General features: G+C 67.5%; 14 protein-coding genes. 8 read left to right on the forward strand and 6 right to left on the reverse strand.

The features are described from left to right. Positions 1-4 precede the first annotated feature (4 nt). From I8E28_RS05070 to I8E28_RS05080, 3 genes are read left to right on the forward strand one after another with little or no spacing between them, the layout of a single operon-like run. On the forward strand, positions 5-1015 hold the full coding sequence (locus I8E28_RS05070; RefSeq protein WP_200786921.1) for a polysaccharide biosynthesis protein: 1011 nt from the start codon (positions 5-7) through the stop codon (positions 1013-1015). Further along, positions 1008-2138, forward strand: coding sequence for a non-hydrolyzing UDP-N-acetylglucosamine 2-epimerase (wecB, locus tag I8E28_RS05075; RefSeq protein WP_239027181.1), 1131 nt, complete (start codon positions 1008-1010; stop codon positions 2136-2138). The genes I8E28_RS05070 and wecB overlap by 8 nt, the downstream gene beginning before the upstream one ends. Beyond that, positions 2135-3238, forward strand: coding sequence for a glycosyltransferase family 4 protein (locus tag I8E28_RS05080; RefSeq protein WP_200786922.1), 1104 nt, complete (start codon positions 2135-2137; stop codon positions 3236-3238). The genes wecB and I8E28_RS05080 overlap by 4 nt, the downstream gene beginning before the upstream one ends. A 6-nt stretch (positions 3239-3244) precedes the next feature. Here I8E28_RS05080 and rfbB read toward each other — a convergent pair whose 3' ends face one another. The 5 genes from rfbB to fcl form a co-directional block, all read right to left on the reverse strand. Next, complete coding sequence (rfbB, locus tag I8E28_RS05085) at positions 3245-4300, reverse strand: dTDP-glucose 4,6-dehydratase (RefSeq protein ID WP_200786923.1); 1056 nt, start codon at positions 4298-4300, stop codon at positions 3245-3247. 17 nt (positions 4301-4317) lie between these two features. Then, positions 4318-5373, reverse strand: a complete 1056-nt coding sequence (locus I8E28_RS05090) for an acyltransferase family protein (protein WP_200786924.1) — start codon at positions 5371-5373, stop codon at positions 4318-4320. A gap of 82 nt (positions 5374-5455) precedes the next feature. Further along, positions 5456-6472, reverse strand: a complete 1017-nt coding sequence (locus I8E28_RS05095; RefSeq protein WP_200786925.1) for an acyltransferase — start codon at positions 6470-6472, stop codon at positions 5456-5458. Between the two features lie 51 nt (positions 6473-6523). Then, positions 6524-7690 (reverse strand): nucleotide sugar dehydrogenase, encoded by a 1167-nt coding sequence (locus tag I8E28_RS05100; RefSeq protein ID WP_200786926.1) that lies wholly within the window; start codon positions 7688-7690, stop codon positions 6524-6526. Between the two features lie 230 nt (positions 7691-7920). Next, positions 7921-8892 carry a GDP-L-fucose synthase gene (fcl, locus tag I8E28_RS05105; RefSeq protein WP_200786927.1) on the reverse strand — a complete coding sequence of 324 codons (972 nt, stop codon included), beginning with the start codon at positions 8890-8892 and terminating at the stop codon, positions 7921-7923. 455 nt (positions 8893-9347) lie between these two features. Here fcl and I8E28_RS05110 point away from each other — a divergent pair, with 455 nt between their 5' ends. After that, a complete protein-coding gene (locus I8E28_RS05110; protein WP_200786928.1) occupies positions 9348-9641 on the forward strand; it encodes a GIY-YIG nuclease family protein in 294 nt (97 codons plus the stop codon). Positions 9642-9846: 205 nt separating this feature from the next. Beyond that, positions 9847-10866: a UDP-glucose 4-epimerase GalE gene (galE, locus tag I8E28_RS05115; RefSeq protein WP_200786929.1), complete on the forward strand. Its 1020-nt coding sequence runs from the start codon at positions 9847-9849 to the stop codon at positions 10864-10866. On the opposite strand, the gene I8E28_RS20605 is transcribed toward galE, so the two are convergent. Then, the gene (locus I8E28_RS20605) at positions 10863-11744 is read right to left on the reverse strand and encodes a S1C family serine protease (protein ID WP_338050724.1); all 882 of its coding nucleotides are present in this window, start codon (positions 11742-11744) and stop codon (positions 10863-10865) included. The two genes, galE and I8E28_RS20605, sit on opposite strands and share 4 nt — an antisense overlap. Before the next feature lie 444 nt (positions 11745-12188). Between I8E28_RS20605 and I8E28_RS05125 the strand changes: the two genes are divergently transcribed. From I8E28_RS05125 to rfbC, 3 genes are all read left to right on the forward strand, one after another. Further along, positions 12189-13640: a mannose-1-phosphate guanylyltransferase/mannose-6-phosphate isomerase gene (locus I8E28_RS05125; RefSeq protein WP_200786931.1), complete on the forward strand. Its 1452-nt coding sequence runs from the start codon at positions 12189-12191 to the stop codon at positions 13638-13640. Between the two features lie 150 nt (positions 13641-13790). Further along, positions 13791-14699 carry a dTDP-4-dehydrorhamnose reductase gene (rfbD, locus tag I8E28_RS05130; protein ID WP_200786932.1) on the forward strand — a complete coding sequence of 303 codons (909 nt, stop codon included), beginning with the start codon at positions 13791-13793 and terminating at the stop codon, positions 14697-14699. Next, the gene (gene rfbC / locus I8E28_RS05135) at positions 14696-15253 is read left to right on the forward strand and encodes a dTDP-4-dehydrorhamnose 3,5-epimerase (protein WP_200786933.1); all 558 of its coding nucleotides are present in this window, start codon (positions 14696-14698) and stop codon (positions 15251-15253) included. Before rfbD ends, rfbC begins: the two co-directional genes overlap by 4 nt. Positions 15254-15346: the final 93 nt, after the last annotated feature.

Genomic DNA, 15346 nt, shown 5'->3' on the forward strand with positions numbered 1-15346 from the left:
TTCCATGTTCAAAGACAAGACCCTCCTGATCACCGGCGGCACCGGCTCGTTCGGCAACGCCGTCCTCCAGCGCTTCATCCATTCCGACTTCGCCGAGATCCGCGTCTTCAGCCGCGACGAGAAGAAGCAGGAGGACATGCGCATCCGGCTTCGCAACGACAAGGTCAAGTTCTACATCGGCGACGTGCGCGACTACGACTCGGTGCGCGACGCGCTGCGCGGCGTGGACTACGTGTTCCACGCGGCGGCCCTCAAGCAGGTGCCCTCGTGCGAGTTCTACCCGATGGAGGCCGTGCGCACCAACGTCATCGGCGCCGAGAACGTCATGCGCGCGGCCATCGAGAACGGCGTGCAGCGCTGCGTCGTGTTGAGCACCGACAAGGCCGTGTACCCGATCAACGCCATGGGCATGTCCAAGGCGATGATGGAAAAGGTGATGGTCGCCAAGTCGCGGCTGTGCGATCCCGCCAGGACCGTGCTGTGCGCCACCCGCTACGGCAACGTGATGGCATCGCGCGGCTCGGTGATTCCGCTGTTCCTGGAGCAGCTGCGCGCGGGCAAGGACCTGACGGTCACGGATCCGTCGATGACGCGTTTCCTGATGTCGCTGGAGGAGTCGGTCGACCTGGTGCTGTACGCGTTCAACAACGCGCGCCCCGGCGACATCTTCGTGCAGAAGGCGCCGGCCTCCACCGTCGGCGACCTCGCGCAGGCCATGAAGGAGCTGCTCGGCGGGCCCAGCCAGGTCAAGGTGATCGGCACCCGCCACGGCGAGAAGCTGTATGAGTCGCTGGTGTCGCGCGAGGAGATGGCGCGCTCCGAGGACCTCGGGGGCTACTACCGCATCCCGGCGGACTCACGCGACCTGAACTACAACAAGTACTTCGTCGAAGGCGAGACCGAGATCTCGCAGCTGGACGACTACACGTCGCACAACACGCAACGGCTGAGCGTCCCGCAGGTCAAGGAAACGCTGATGAAGCTGGACATCATTCGCGAGGCCGTCAATGGCTGACCGGATGAAGGTGATGACGATCGTGGGCACCCGGCCCGAGATCATTCGCCTGTCGCGCACCATCGCCAAGCTGGACCAGTACTGCGACCACACGCTGGTCCACACGGGGCAGAACTACGACTACGAGCTGAACGAAGTCTTCTTCAGCGACCTGGGCATCCGCAAGCCCGACGCCTTCATGGAAGCCGCCGGCAGCACGGCGGCCGAGACGATCGGCAAGGTGATCATGGCCGCCGACGTCCAGCTGGAGAAGTACAAGCCGGAGGCGGTGCTGCTGCTGGGCGACACCAACAGCTGCCTGGCCGCCATCGCCGCCAAGCGCCGCAAGATCCCCATCTTCCACATGGAGGCCGGCAACCGCTGCTTCGACTTCCGGGTGCCGGAGGAGATCAACCGGCGCATCGTCGACCACACCAGCGACATCAACCTCACGTACAGCGAGATCGCGCGCGACTACCTGTTGCGCGAGGGCTTGCCGCCCGAGCAGGTGATCTGCACCGGCAGCCCGATGCGCGAAGTGCTCGACCACTACCAGCCCGGCATCCAGGCGTCCGGCGTGCATGCCCGGCTCGGGCTCGAGCCGGGGCGCTACTTCGTCGTCAGCTCGCACCGCGAGGAAAACGTCGACGCGCCGGAGAACCTGGCGCGCCTGTTCAAGGTGCTGGACACCGTCGCGGCCACCTACGGGTTGCCGGTGGTCGTCTCGGTGCACCCGCGCACGCGCAAGCGCATGGAAGCGGCGGGGCTGCAGGCGCATGCGAACGTGCAGTTCCACAAGCCGTTCGGGTTCCTCGACTACGTGCGGCTGCAGCAGGACGCGCGCGCCGTGCTGTCCGACAGCGGCACCATCACCGAGGAATCCTCCATCCTGAACTTCCCGGCCGTGAACCTGCGCGAGGTGCACGAGCGGCCCGAAGGCTTCCAGGAAGCTGCCGTGATGTTCACGGGCCTGGAACCCGCGCGCGTGCTGCAGGCGCTGGCGGTGCTGGAGGACCAGGCGCGCGGCAAGCAGCGGCAGCTGCACCTGGTGCGTGACTACGCCGCGGACAACGTGTCCGACAAGGTCCTGCGCATCATCCTCAGCTACACGGACTTCGTGCAACGCAGGGTCTGGCGGCAATGATTGCGCTGATCGGCGTCGCGGCGTTCGTCAGCGTGATCCTGGCGCTGTTCCTGATCCGGGGCGCGCGTTCGCACTCACGCCGCTACGCCGAGGACATGCCGCAGCGGTTCCATGCCGGCCACGTGCCGCGCATCGGTGGTGTCGCTGTGCTCGGGGGCCTGGCCGCGGGCCTGCTGGTGGCCGGGGCCGGCTATTACGCAGGGGACCCGTTCAACGTCCGCATCAGCATCAGCGAGGCGCTGTTGGTGCTCGCCGTGCTCCTGCCCGCGGTCCTGGGTGGCGCCTATGAGGACGTGACCCAGAGCCTCCCCGTGCGCTGGCGGCTCGCGCTCACGGCGCTGTCGGGGCTGCTGGCGCTCTGGTTGCTCGACCTGCGCCTGGTGCGCGTCGACGTCCAGGCCATCGACTCGTGGCTGCGGGCGTGGAGCGTGCTCGGCATGGCCTTCGTCGTCTTCGCCATCTGCGGGTTGCCGCATGCGTTCAACCTGATCGACGGCTACAACGGGCTCGCCGGCACGGTGGCATTGCTGGTGTGCCTGGCCATCGCCCACGTGGCCTTGCAGGTGGGCGACCGCCAGCTCGCCGCCCTGGTGCTTTGCCTCGCGGGCGCCACCACGGGATTCCTGCTCTGGAACTATCCGCGTGGCCTGATCTTCGCGGGCGACGGCGGCGCCTACCTGTGGGGGGTCGTCATCGCGATCGCCAGCGTGATGCTGGTGCAGCGGCATGGCGAGGTGTCGCCCTGGTTCCCGATGCTGCTGCTGATCTACCCGGTGTGGGAAGTCATCTTCTCCATCTACCGGAAGGCCGCGCGCGGCCAGTCGCCCAGCATGGCCGACGCCCTGCATTTCCACCAGCTGATCTACCGGCGCATCGTGCGCGAGGTGTTCCACGACGACGACACGCGGCGCATGCTGATGCGCAACAACCGCACCTCGCCGTACCTGTGGGGCTTCACGCTGCTGACGGTGGTGCCTGCCGTGCTGTTCTGGCAGAACAGCTTCGTGCTCAAGTGCTTCTGCCTGCTGTTCGCGGTGTCGTACATCTACATGTACGTGAGCATCGTGCGCTTCCGCGTGCCGCGCTGGCTGCGGCGCTGAAGCGCGTCACAGCGCAGGGTACTGCTGCTCCACCCAGCGGCGGTACGCGCCACTGGTCACCGATTGCACCCAGTCCTGGTGGGCCAGGTACCACTCGATCGTGTCGCGCAGCCCCTGCTCGAACCGCACCACCGGTTTCCAGCCCAGTTCCGTGCTGATGCGGGTGTCGTCGATCGCGTAGCGCCGGTCGTGGCCTGGCCTGTCCTGCACATGCTGGATCAGGGCGTCGTGCCGGCCCGCGGGCAGCGGGCGCAACTCGTCCAGCGTCGCGCAGACGGTGCGCACGACATCCAGGTTGGCGCGCTCGGACCGCCCGCCGATGTTGTAGGTGGCGCCGAGCCGGCCGCGATCCAGCACCGCGCGCAAGGCGGCGCAATGGTCGTTGACGTGCAGCCAGTCGCGCACCTGCTGGCCGTCGCCGTACACCGGCAGGGGCTTGCCCGCCAGCGCGTTGTGGATCATCAGCGGGATCAGCTTCTCGGGGAACTGCCTCGGGCCGTAGTTGTTCGAGCAGTTCGTCGTGATCACCGGCAAGCCGTACGTGTGGTGCCATGCGCGGGCGAACTGGTCGGCTGCGGCCTTGGACGCGGAGTACGGGCTGTTCGGCCGGTAAGGGTGGTCTTCCGAGAACGCCGCCTCGCCCGGCTGGAGCGAGCCGAAGACTTCGTCGGTGGACACGTTCAGGAACCGGAACCGGTCGCGCAGTTGTGGATGGCGATCGAGATGGGCGCGGGCGGCCTGCAGCAAGTGCGTGGTGCCGATCACGTTGGTGTGGATGAAGGCCTCGGGTCCGTGGATGGACCGGTCCACGTGGCTCTCGGCCGCGAAATGGACGATGGCGCGCGGCTGGTGTTCCTGCAGCAAGCCGGTGACCAGGTCCACATCGGCGATGTCCCCCCGCACGAAGGTGTACCGGGCGTCCTGGGCGAGTGACTGCAGGTTGCCTGGATGCCCTGCGTACGTCAGCAGGTCCAGGTTCAGGACGGGCTCGTCGCCTTGGGCGAGCCATTCGAGAATGAAGGCCGACCCGATGAAGCCGCAACCGCCGGTGACTAGGAGCATGGTGGGATGCTAGCGGTTCAGGCCGACGCGACGGCGGACACCGTTGGCGGCCTCGCGTCCGTGCGCAGCCCGGACCACCGCGGCGCGAACCGCGCGAGCAGGTCGCTCAGCCCGCCAGCCAGCACCAGGCAGGCCAGGGACCAGAGCACGACGCCCAGGGGGTGGATCAATTGCAGCTTCAGGCCGACGGCCAGCAGCACTTGCGAAGCGACCAGCTTCGTGAGGTCCTCGGCGCCGCAGAGCGACAGCGTGCGCGTCCCGAGCCACCTCGTCACCGGGATGTGTTGCAGCGCGCGTGCCACCCCGACGGCCGCCAGGAGGCAGCAGGCGACCACCAGGGCGGCCAGGATGGTTTGCGCCAGCGCATGGCGCCGCCCGGGAGGGATGGCCGCCAGCAGCGCTTCGACGTCGCTCGTCCCGTTGAAGTACAGGAACGCCGCTCCGGCCACACCGGCCACGGCGAGCACGTCGAACCAGCGCTGCCCGGCGGCCAGCCTGAGCCACGGGAACAAGGCATGTCCCAGCGCATACCAGCCCACAAAGTACAAGGCGCTGTCCGCATTGAAGAACCACTGCGGTGTCGACAGCGGGTCGAAGGCAAGGCCGTGCCGGGACACGAGGAAGCAGGCCCCCGCGAACACCCAGCTGACGACGCGGCGTCGTGTCAGGCGAAGCACGATGCCGTAGGCGACGGCGACCACGAACAGGCACAGCAGGAACCACAGCGATCCTGCCGGGATCTGGTTGCGGATGCCCTGGCTGAAGGCGAGCAGCGCGTCCTGCAGGTTCACCCACGTCCAGTTGTAGAACAGCGCCAGGACGGCGGCGTAGAGCAGCGCGAAGAACACGTAGGGAAGGAGCAGCCGGCGGACCAGCCGGACCACCAGTGCAGGCAGCGTTTCGTGGTCGCGGACGAAGAAGCCCGCGGCGAAGAAGAACAGCGGCACGTGGAAGAGGAAGACGAAGGGGTAGAGCTTCCCCGCCAGGTCGCCGAAGTGGCCGATGTACACCGCCCACATGCCGAGGCAGCGGAGAGTGTCGACCCACGCGATCCGGTCTTCCTGCAGCTGCATCACCCTTCCACCTTTGCGGGCGCGCAGTCTAGCAAAGCACTTTGCCGCGGCATGGGGCACGGCAAGCGCGAAGGCTGGCCGCTCACACGAAGCGCCTGGCCGGGGGGACGAGGCGCACGACCCACACCACCGCGAACGCAACGAGGAACACGCCCGCGGCCACCAGGGGCGCGGTCAACCAGGGTTCTCCCGGCGGAGGCGCCCAGCCGAAGCGGCGGAACACGGGATCGATGATGAAGACGTGCAGGCCGTAGACGCCCAGCGAGCAGTCGGCCAGCGTGCCGAGCATCCTGGATGCCGGCGCCGGGGCACCCGCGAGGACGAACGAGAACAGGCCTGCGGCCGCCAGGATGACCAGCGGCGAGAGGTAGACGAAGAAGTACTCGCAAGGGGCGCCGGCACGCCTGGAGACCAGGTAGCTGGCGGCCATGATGGCGCACGAGGCTGCCACGTACGACAGGGCTGCGGCGCCGCGGTTCCAGGGCCGGTCCGCCAGCATCGCGCCGAGCACGAGGAACCCGGGGTAGCCGGCGAAGTACTCGAGGTGGTAGACGGACAGGATGCCACCGGGATCGAGGCCACCGGCGCAGGTCGTGCCGTTCCAGAGGTCGCGTGCGGTCGGCACAATGGACGCCGCGAGCAGCCACACGGCGATGAACGCCAGGTGTTCGCCACGACTTCCGTGCAGGTAGAACTTGCGCAGCAGCGGCACGGTGGCATACACGCCCAGCAGCGCGTAGAAGTACCACAGGTGGAACATCACCGGCCCGGACACCAGCATGCGCGCCATGCGCCAATCGGCGGGAAACGCGCCGTTGAACCAGAGCCACCAGAGGTAGAACGCGGACCAGAACAGCAAGGGCGGAAGGATCCGCACCGCGCGTTTCCGCACGAAATCCGGCAACGGCTCGTCCCGCCGCAGCAAGGTCGCGCCCGCCAGCATGAAGAACAGCGGCACGCACGCGCGCGTCAGCGAGTCGTAGACATTGCCTGCCCACCATGCGGGGGCGCCCCAACGGGCATAAAGCTCCGCGGACACATGCAGCTGGATGACCATGAAGCATGCGAGCACGCGCAGCAGGCTGATCCTGCGGTCCATTCCCCTCACTCCTCGATGGCCCCGATTGTGAGGCCATGGGAGCGGCTTCCGTCAGTCGCTGCCGAACAAGTCCCGCGTGAAGATCTTGTGCTCCACGTCCGCGAGTTCCGGCGCGCGGCGGTTGGCGATGATCACGTCGCACTCGCGCTTGAACGCTTCCAGGTCGCGCACGACGCGCGAGCGGAAGAACTCCTTGTCCGGCAGCGCGGGCTCGTACACCACGACCTCGATGCCCTTGGCCTTGATGCGCTTCATCACGCCCTGGATGGACGACGAGCGCCAGTTGTCCGACCCCGCCTTCATCACCAGCCGGTAGATGCCCACGACGCCCGGGTTGCGGCGCACCACCTGCTCGGCGATGAAGTCCTTGCGCGTCGAATTCGAATCGACGATGGCGCGGATGAGGTTCTGCGGCACCTGGTCGTAGTTGGCCAGCAGCTGCTTGGTGTCCTTCGGCAGGCAGTAGCCGCCGTAGCCGAAGGACGGGTTGTTGTAGTGCGCCCCGATGCGCGGGTCCATCGACACGCCGTCGATGATGCGGCGCGTGTCCAGCCCGTGCATCAGCGCGTAGCTGTCCACCTCGTTGAAGTACGCCACGCGCATGGCGAGGTAGGTGTTGGCGAACAGCTTGATGGCTTCCGCTTCCGCCGACGTCGTCAGCAGCACCGGCACGTCCGGCTTCACCGCCGCGCTGCGCAGCATCTCGGCGAACTGCGCGCCGCGTTGGGTCATGTCACCGACCACGATGCGCGACGGATGCAGGTTGTCGTGCAGCGCCTTGCCTTCGCGCAGGAACTCCGGCGAGAAGATCACCTGGCCGGCGCCGATGCCGGCGTTGATGCGGTCGGTGAAGCCGACCGGGATGGTCGACTTGATGACGATGACGGCCGCGGGGTTCACGCTGCGCACGTCACGGATCACGTTTTCCACGGACCGGGTGTCGAACTTGTGTGTCACCGGGTCGAAGTTGGTCGGCGTGGCGACGATGACGAAGTCGGCGTGGCTGTAGGCCGTCTTCCAATCCGTGGTTGCCTCGAACAGTTTGCTGGAGTCAGCGAGAAACCGCGTCAGCTCGACGTCGTCGAATGGACAGTCGCGAGCATTGATCTGGGCCACACGCGAGGCATTGACGTCGACAGCCATCACCTGGTGGTGCGGGGTGAGCAAACAAGCACTGGACAGGCCCACATAGCCCATGCCCGCGACGGCGACTCTCATCGGATCCCCTCTGCTGCCTGGAAGCGAGGCATTCTAGGAGTGCGCTTGCTCGCAGGGCGCACACCGCGTGGCTGAGGCCGCCTTGCGCGCTGGCGTTGCTGTGCTGCACTGGCATGGATTCCGGCCCCCGCCACAAGCATGATTCCGGCGTTCGCCGGAATGACAAACCGGGGAGCTGTCATTGCGGGCTTGACCCGCAATCCACACGAAGGCGCGGTAGCGCCGCAGGATCAGCCCCGAACCGCGCTGCCCGCCTTCAGGAAATCCTGGTACGCCAGCTGCAGCCCCTCGGCCAGCGACACCTTGGCCGACCATCCCAGCGACTGCAGGCGCGAGCTGTCCATCAGCTTGCGCGGCGTGCCATCGGGCTTGGTCGGGTCCGTCTCGATGCCGCCTGCGTAGCCCACGGTCTTCGCGACCGCCTCGGCCAGGTCCAGGATCGTCAGGTCGTCGCCGAAGCCCACGTTGATGTGGCTCAGCATCGGCTGCGTGTGCTTCGCGTACGTGCCTGCGTCCAGGTTCATGACGTGCACGCTGGCCGACGCCATGTCGTCGACGTAGAGGAACTCGCGGCGCGGCGTGCCGCTTCCCCAGATCACGACCTTCTCTGCGTTGGCCTGCTTCGCTTCGTGGAAGCGGCGGAGCAGCGCCGGGATCACGTGCGAGTTCTCGGGGTGGTAGTTGTCGCCCGGCCCGTACAGGTTGGTCGGCATCACGCTGCGGTAGTCGACACCGTGCTGGCGGTTGAAGCTCTCGCACAGCTTGATGCCGGCGATCTTCGCGATGGCGTACGGCTCGTTGGTCGATTCCAGCGTGCCCGTCAGCAGCGCGTCCTCGCGCATCGGCTGCGGCGCCATCTTCGGGTAGATGCAGCTGGAGCCCAGGAACAGCAGTTTGTGCACGCCCGAGCGGAACGCGGCATCGATGATGTTGGCTTCCATCATCAGGTTGTCCCAGATGAAGTCGGCCGGGTAGGTGTTGTTGGCGTGGATGCCGCCCACGCGCGCGGCGGCCAGGTACACCTGATCCGGCTTCTCCTGCTGGAAGAAGGCGCGCACCGCGGCCTGGTCCGTGAGGTCCAGCTCCGCGTGGGTGCGGGTGACGAGGCGATCCTGCGGGTGGCCGGCGGCGAGCAGCTGCCGCACGATGGCCGAACCGACCATGCCGCGGTGGCCGGCGACGTAAATCTTGGGATGGGACATGAACTGCGGATTATCGGATGGCACAGACCCGCGTCCCTGCGGACAGGCCTCGTCATTCCCGCGAAGGCGGGAATCCACCGCTTCCGTGTTGTTCTCCATGAGTGGGGGAGGAACCGTCGTCCCCGCGGAGGCGGGGACCCACCGCTTTCATAACAGGCTGGGATGAAGGCGGAAGCGATGGATTCCCGCCTCCGCGGGAATGACGGAGATCGGCGGGGATGCGGAGATGAGCGGGGTTGCGGAGATGGGCCGGATGACGCGTCGCCGCCGCTCCGTCGTTCCCGCGGAGGCGGGGACCCACCGCTTCCATGACGGGCTGGGATGAAGGCGGAAGCGATGGATTCCCGCCTCCGCGGGAATGACGGGGATGGGCGCGGATGACGGAGATGGGCGGGAAGGGCGGTCGTCCTGCGGTCAACGGACGCCGACTGCCGCGGGCGGGCCTACTGTGCCGCATGCGCGAGCGCCACCCCGCCGTCTACATCCTCGCCAGTGGCGTGTGCGGCACGCTCTACATCGGCGTGACCTCCGACTTGCCGCAGCGCATCTGGCAGCACCGCAACCATTGCGTCCCGGGGTTCTCGGACGCGTATGGCGTCACAAGGTTGGTCTGGTACGAGGTGCACGAGACGATGGAGTCGGCGATTACGCGGGAGAAGCGACTGAAGGGGTGGAACCGGGCGTGGAAGCTGCGGCTGGTGCGGGAGGTGAATCCGGAGTGGCGGGATTTGTACGAGGAGATTCTTTGAGAACCCCCCGCGCGCAGGTCCGTCGTCCCCGCGGAGGCGGGGACCCATCGCTTTCATGGAGGCCGCATGGAAGGCGGACGCGATGGATTCCCGCCTTCGCGGGAATGACGGACCTGTGCGCGGGGATGACGGAAAGCGCGGGAATGACGCGAAAGAGCGCTTCCAACAAAGACGGAAGAGGTGACCACACCGGCACAATCGCCGCATGTCTCGTCCCCCTTGCGCACTCTTGACCGGCGGAGCCGGCTACATCGGAAGCCACACCTGCATCGCCCTGCTCGAAGCGGGCTGGGACGTCGTCCTTCTCGACAACCTGAGCAACAGCACGGCCGACGTCGTCGAGCGCATCGCGACGATCAGCGGGCGGCGTCCGACCTTTGTCCAAGGGGACGTGCGCGACGCGGAGCTGGTCCACTCGGTGCTCGAGCAGCACCAGTGCCAGGCCGTGATCCACTTCGCCGGGCTGAAGGCCGTGGGCGAGTCGGTCGCCAAGCCGTTGCTCTACTTCGAGAACAACGTGGCCGGCACGATTGCGCTGCTCGGGGCCATGCACCGCGCGGGCACGAGGCAACTGGTGTTCAGTTCCAGCGCCACGGTGTACGGCAGTCCGCAGCGGCTGCCGATCGACGAATCCCATCCCACGTCCGCGCTGAATCCCTACGGACGCAGCAAGTTGCACGTGGAGGAAATCCTGTCGGACCTGTGCGCGTCCGACCCGACGTGGCGCGTGGTGTGCCTGCGCTACTTCAACCCGTGCGGCGCGCATCCCAGCGGCCTGATCGGCGAGGACCCGAAGGACATCCCGAACAACCTCATGCCCTTCGTCGCCCGAGTGGCCACGGGCCAGCTGCCGCTCGTGCAGGTCTTCGGGGGCGACTACGAGACGCCGGACGGCACGGGCGTGCGCGACTACATCCACGTCCAGGATCTCGCCGCCGGGCACTTGAACGCGCTGGACTACTGCGCGAAGGCCGAGGGATGGCACGCCATCAACCTCGGCACCGGCCGCGGCTTCAGCGTGATCGAGATGATTCGCGCGTTCGAGAAGGCGAGCGGCCAGCCGATCCCCTACAAGATCGTCGACCGCCGCCCCGGGGATGCGGCCTCGTGCTGGGCGGACGCATCGAAAGCCCAGCGTGAACTGGGCTGGTCAGCCCGCTTCGGCATCGACGAGATGTGCGCCGACGCCTGGCGGTGGCAGCAGCACGCGCGCCAGAAGGGCTAGATCCCCGGTGGCTTCTTGATCGTGGTAGTGCGGTCCACGGGCTTGACGCGGATGTTCTTCACGTCCGGTCCCTGCAGCACCGTCAGCGTCAGGTCCGCATCGGGCGTGCCGCGCGCCCACAGCGTCTTGTAGAACTCCTCCAGCGTCGCCACGCGCTGCCCCTCGACGGCCAGCACGACGTCGCCGGCCTTCATGCCGACCTGCTCGGCGGGGCTGTCCTTGCTCACGCGCACGACCTCGACGCGGCCCTGCGCCTCGCTGGACGTGAGCCCCAGCCATGGCCGCCGGCTCGCGCGCGTGCTGCCGGTCTGCTGCATCTCCGAGAGGATGGGTTTGAGCAAATCCACCGGCACGAACATGTTCCCCGGCAAGCGCCGCCCGTTCCCGGTGGCATCGCCCACGAACAGGCTGCCGATGCCCAGCAGCTCGCCGCGCTGGTTGAACACCGCCGCCCCGCTGTGGTTGTCGATCGGCGGTGACGTGAACAGCGCGACATCGATCGCGTATTCCCAGTAGCCGGTGAACGGGCGTTTGTCGACCACGCGCGCCATGTCGATGTCGCCGTCCTCGCCGCCCGTGGCCGCGAGCACCGCGTCACCAGGCCGCACGTCCGCCACAGAGCCCAGGGGGGCCGGCGCGATGCCGCGCAAGGGCAGGAGCGTCTTGACCAGCCCGAAGCCGGTTGCCTGGTCATAGGCGACCGCCCGCGCCGGGAGGGTGCGGCGATCCTGCGTCACCACCTGGATGGTGTCGGCCTCCAGCATCAGGTACCCGATGGTGAGCACAAGGCCGTCGGCGCCAATGACGACGCCCGACCCGCTGCGCTGCTGCCCCAGCGTCTCGGCCGAGCGCGAGCCGTCGACGGCCTGCACTTCCACACCCACGACTGCGGAATAGGCGCGGTTGAGGGATTGGATGGCGGCATCCTGCTGTAAGGAATCGGGGGTCGCGGCGACAGCGGGAGCGCCGATCAGGAAGCACACCGCGGCCAGCACCCAAAGAAACTCCCTCCCCCTCCGGGGGAGGGCAGGGGAGGCCTCGGAGCGCCCCCACCCCGACCCTCCCCCGGAAGGGGAGGGAGCAAAACCAAGAGGAAACATGGCAAGCCTCCTGCAAACGCGACGCCTCAGGATGCGCGCAAGCCCATCCCCCGGCAAGCCGATCAGCCGCACATGCAATTCGGCAAATCCGTCACACGGCCGTGACACCCTCGTTCGGGGGGGATGATCTCATCCATCGGTCTGCCGCGCGGGCTCGGAATTTGCGAGCCGTTGGGTTAGCATCATTGGCTCACCAGAACAGTGCATTCCCGAGCGAAAACCGTGTCCGCCAAGATCCAACCTGTCATCCTTTGCGGCGGCTCCGGCACTCGGCTGTGGCCACTGTCGCGCAAGGCCTTCCCGAAGCAATTCGTCCCCCTGATCGAGGGCAAGAGCCTGCTGGCCCTGACGCTGGAGCGCGTGGCCATGCTCGCCGATGCTCGCTTGGGCGCCATCCTGGTGGGGGCCGAAGACCACCGCTTCATGCTGCGCGAGGCGCTGCAGGAGGCCAGGATGGCCGGCACCATCCTGCTGGAGCCCGTGGCCCGCAACACGGCGGCCGCCATGACGCTGGCAGCGCTGGAGGCGAGCTCCCCCGAGCAACTGCTGCTGTTCTGCCCCTCCGACCACCACATCCCGGACACGGCGGCCTTCGCGCAGATGGTGCAAGGCGCCGCTGCGACGGCCAGGTCCGGCGCCATGGTCACGTTCGGCGTGAATCCCACCTTTCCGGCCACCGGCTATGGCTACATCCAGCGTGGCGCGGCCCGGCCCGCAGGCGGCCATGCGGTCGAGCGCTTCATCGAAAAGCCGAACGCCGAGCGCGCCCAGGAACTGCTGCTGGGTGGCCAGGTGCTCTGGAATGCCGGCATCTTCCTGTGCTCCGCGGGGACGCTGATCGCCGCCATGCAGGAGCACGCCCCCGACATCCTCGAAAAGTGCCGCGAGGCCATTGCCACGTCGAAGCGCGACGCCGACTTCCTGCGTCCCGGTGCCGAGGCGCTGGAAGCCTGCCGCTCCGAAAGCATCGACTACGCCGTGATGGAGCGGCATGGCGACCTGGCGGTGTTCCCGTTCAACGCGCTGTGGAGTGACGTCGGCAGCTGGAACGCTGTGGCCGATATGGTGGAACCCGACGAGGCGGGCAACCGCATCGAAGGCGAGGGCGTCGCCATCAAGGCGAACAACAACTACATCTATGCGCCCCAGCGCTGCGTGGTGGCCGTCGGTGTCGACGACCTCCTGATCGTCGACACACCCGACGCGCTGCTGGTCACCCGCCGCGGCCAGGCCGAGCTGGTCAAGATGGTCGTGCCCGAGCTGGAAAGGCGCGGCACCTCGCAAGCCGCGATGCACCGCAAGGTGCTGCGCCCGTGGGGCTCGTACGACAGCGTGGACAGCGGCCCGCGCTTCCAGGTCAAGCGCATCGTGGTCAAGCCCGGCGCCGCCCTCAGCTTGCAGAAGCATTACCACCGCGCCGAGCATTGGATCGTCGTGAAGGGCACCGCAGAAGTCACTCGCGGCAAGGACACCTACCTGGTGTCCGAGAACCAGTCGACGTACATCCCCTTGGGTGAAGTGCACCGCCTGCACAACCCCGGCAAGACGCCGCTGGAGATGATCGAAGTGCAAAGCGGCAGCTACCTGGGCGAAGACGACATCGTGCGCATGGACGACCAGTACGGCCGTGTCGTTCCGATCGGCGAAGCCGCCACCAAGAAGCAGGCCGGCTGAGGCCCGAAATGACGGAGGCAGTGGTCCACTCCGTCGTCCCCGCGAAGGCGGGGACCCATCGCTTCCATCTCCCTCGCTCCCGGAAGCGATGGATTCCCGCCTCCGCGGGAATGACGGATACGGGCTCGCGGGAATGACGAAGGACTTCGCATGAAGATCCTCCTCTTCGGCTGCAACGGCCAAGTGGGCTGGGAGCTGCAACGCAGCCTGGCCGCCTTGGGCGAGCTGGTGGCGATCGACGCCGCCGGCGAGGGCGACCTGCGTGGTGACTTCAGCGCGCCGGACGCCGTCGCCGCCACCGTGCGCGCCGTGCAGCCCGACGTCATCGTCAATGCCGCTGCCTACACCGCCGTCGACAAGGCCGAGACCGACGCCGCCACCGCGCGGCTCGTCAATGCCGCCACGCCGTGCGTCATCGCGCGCGAGGCCCGTTCGCTGGGTGCGCTGCTGGTGCACTACTCGACCGACTACGTGTTCGACGGCAGCGGCGACCGCCCCTGGCAAGAGACCGACGCGGCCGGGCCGCTGAACGTCTACGGCGCCACCAAGCTCGAGGGCGAGCGGCTGGTGCTGGAAGGCTGCCCACGCGCAGTGGTGCTGCGCACCAGCTGGGTGTACGGCGCGCGCGGCAACAACTTCGCAAAGACCATGGTCCGCCTCGCGCGCGATCGTGACCAGCTGCAAGTCGTCGACGACCAAGTGGGTGCACCCACCGGCGCCGACTTGCTGGCCGACATCACGGCGCACCTTGTGCGTGGCATCCGGGGCGGCGCACCCTGGCGTGGCCTGTTCCATGCCGCCGCGGCCGGGGCGACCAGCTGGCATGCCTATGCGCAGTTCGTGCTGCACGAGGTGCAGCGCGTTGGGCTGTCGCTGCGCATCGGCCCCGATGCGGTCGTGCCCGTGCCGTCATCGCAATACGCCACCGCCGCGCGCCGCCCCTTGAATTCGCGGCTGGACACGTCGCGCCTGCGCGAAGCCACGGGCCTGGTGCTGCCGCACTGGCAGGCCGGCGTGCGGCGCATGCTGGTCGAAGCGTATGCAGGAGACCGCCCATGAAGGTGACGCCGAGCGCCATCCCCGACGTGCTTCTGCTGGAGCCCACGGTTTTCGGCGACCCCCGCGGCTTCTTCGTCGAGAGCTTCAACGCCCGCGCGTTCCGTGAGGCGACGGGCGTCGACGTCACCTTCGTGCAGGACAACCACTCCCGGTCCGCCCGCGGCGTGCTGCGCGGCCTGCACTACCAGTTGCACCATCCCCAGGGCAAGCTGGTGCGCGTGGCCCACGGGCGCGTGGTCGATGTCGCGGTGGACCTGCGCCGTTCATCCCCCACATTCGGGCGATGGGTGGCACACGAACTTTCCGGCGACAATTTCACCCAGATGTGGATCCCGCCGGGATTCGCTCATGGCTTCGTGGTCCTGAGCGAGACGGCGGACGTCCTGTACAAGGCCACGGACTACTACGCCCCGCAGGACGAGCACTGCCTGGCGTGGGACGACCCGGCCATCGGCGTCGACTGGCGCCTGCCTGACACCGGCTCGCAGCAACCCTTGCTGTCCCAGAAGGACCGCGCCGGGCTGCCGCTGGCACGGGCCATGCATTACGAGTGACAAGAAATGCTTTTGTACCTATCTACCCGACGCGTTGTCGTGAAGAAGCTCACGGCGGATCACTTCTCAGCCCTGAGCTGAGTTGTGTCCTGA

The organism is Ramlibacter algicola (assembly GCF_016641735.1).
Classification (GTDB): Bacteria; Pseudomonadota; Gammaproteobacteria; order Burkholderiales; family Burkholderiaceae_C; genus Ramlibacter; species Ramlibacter algicola.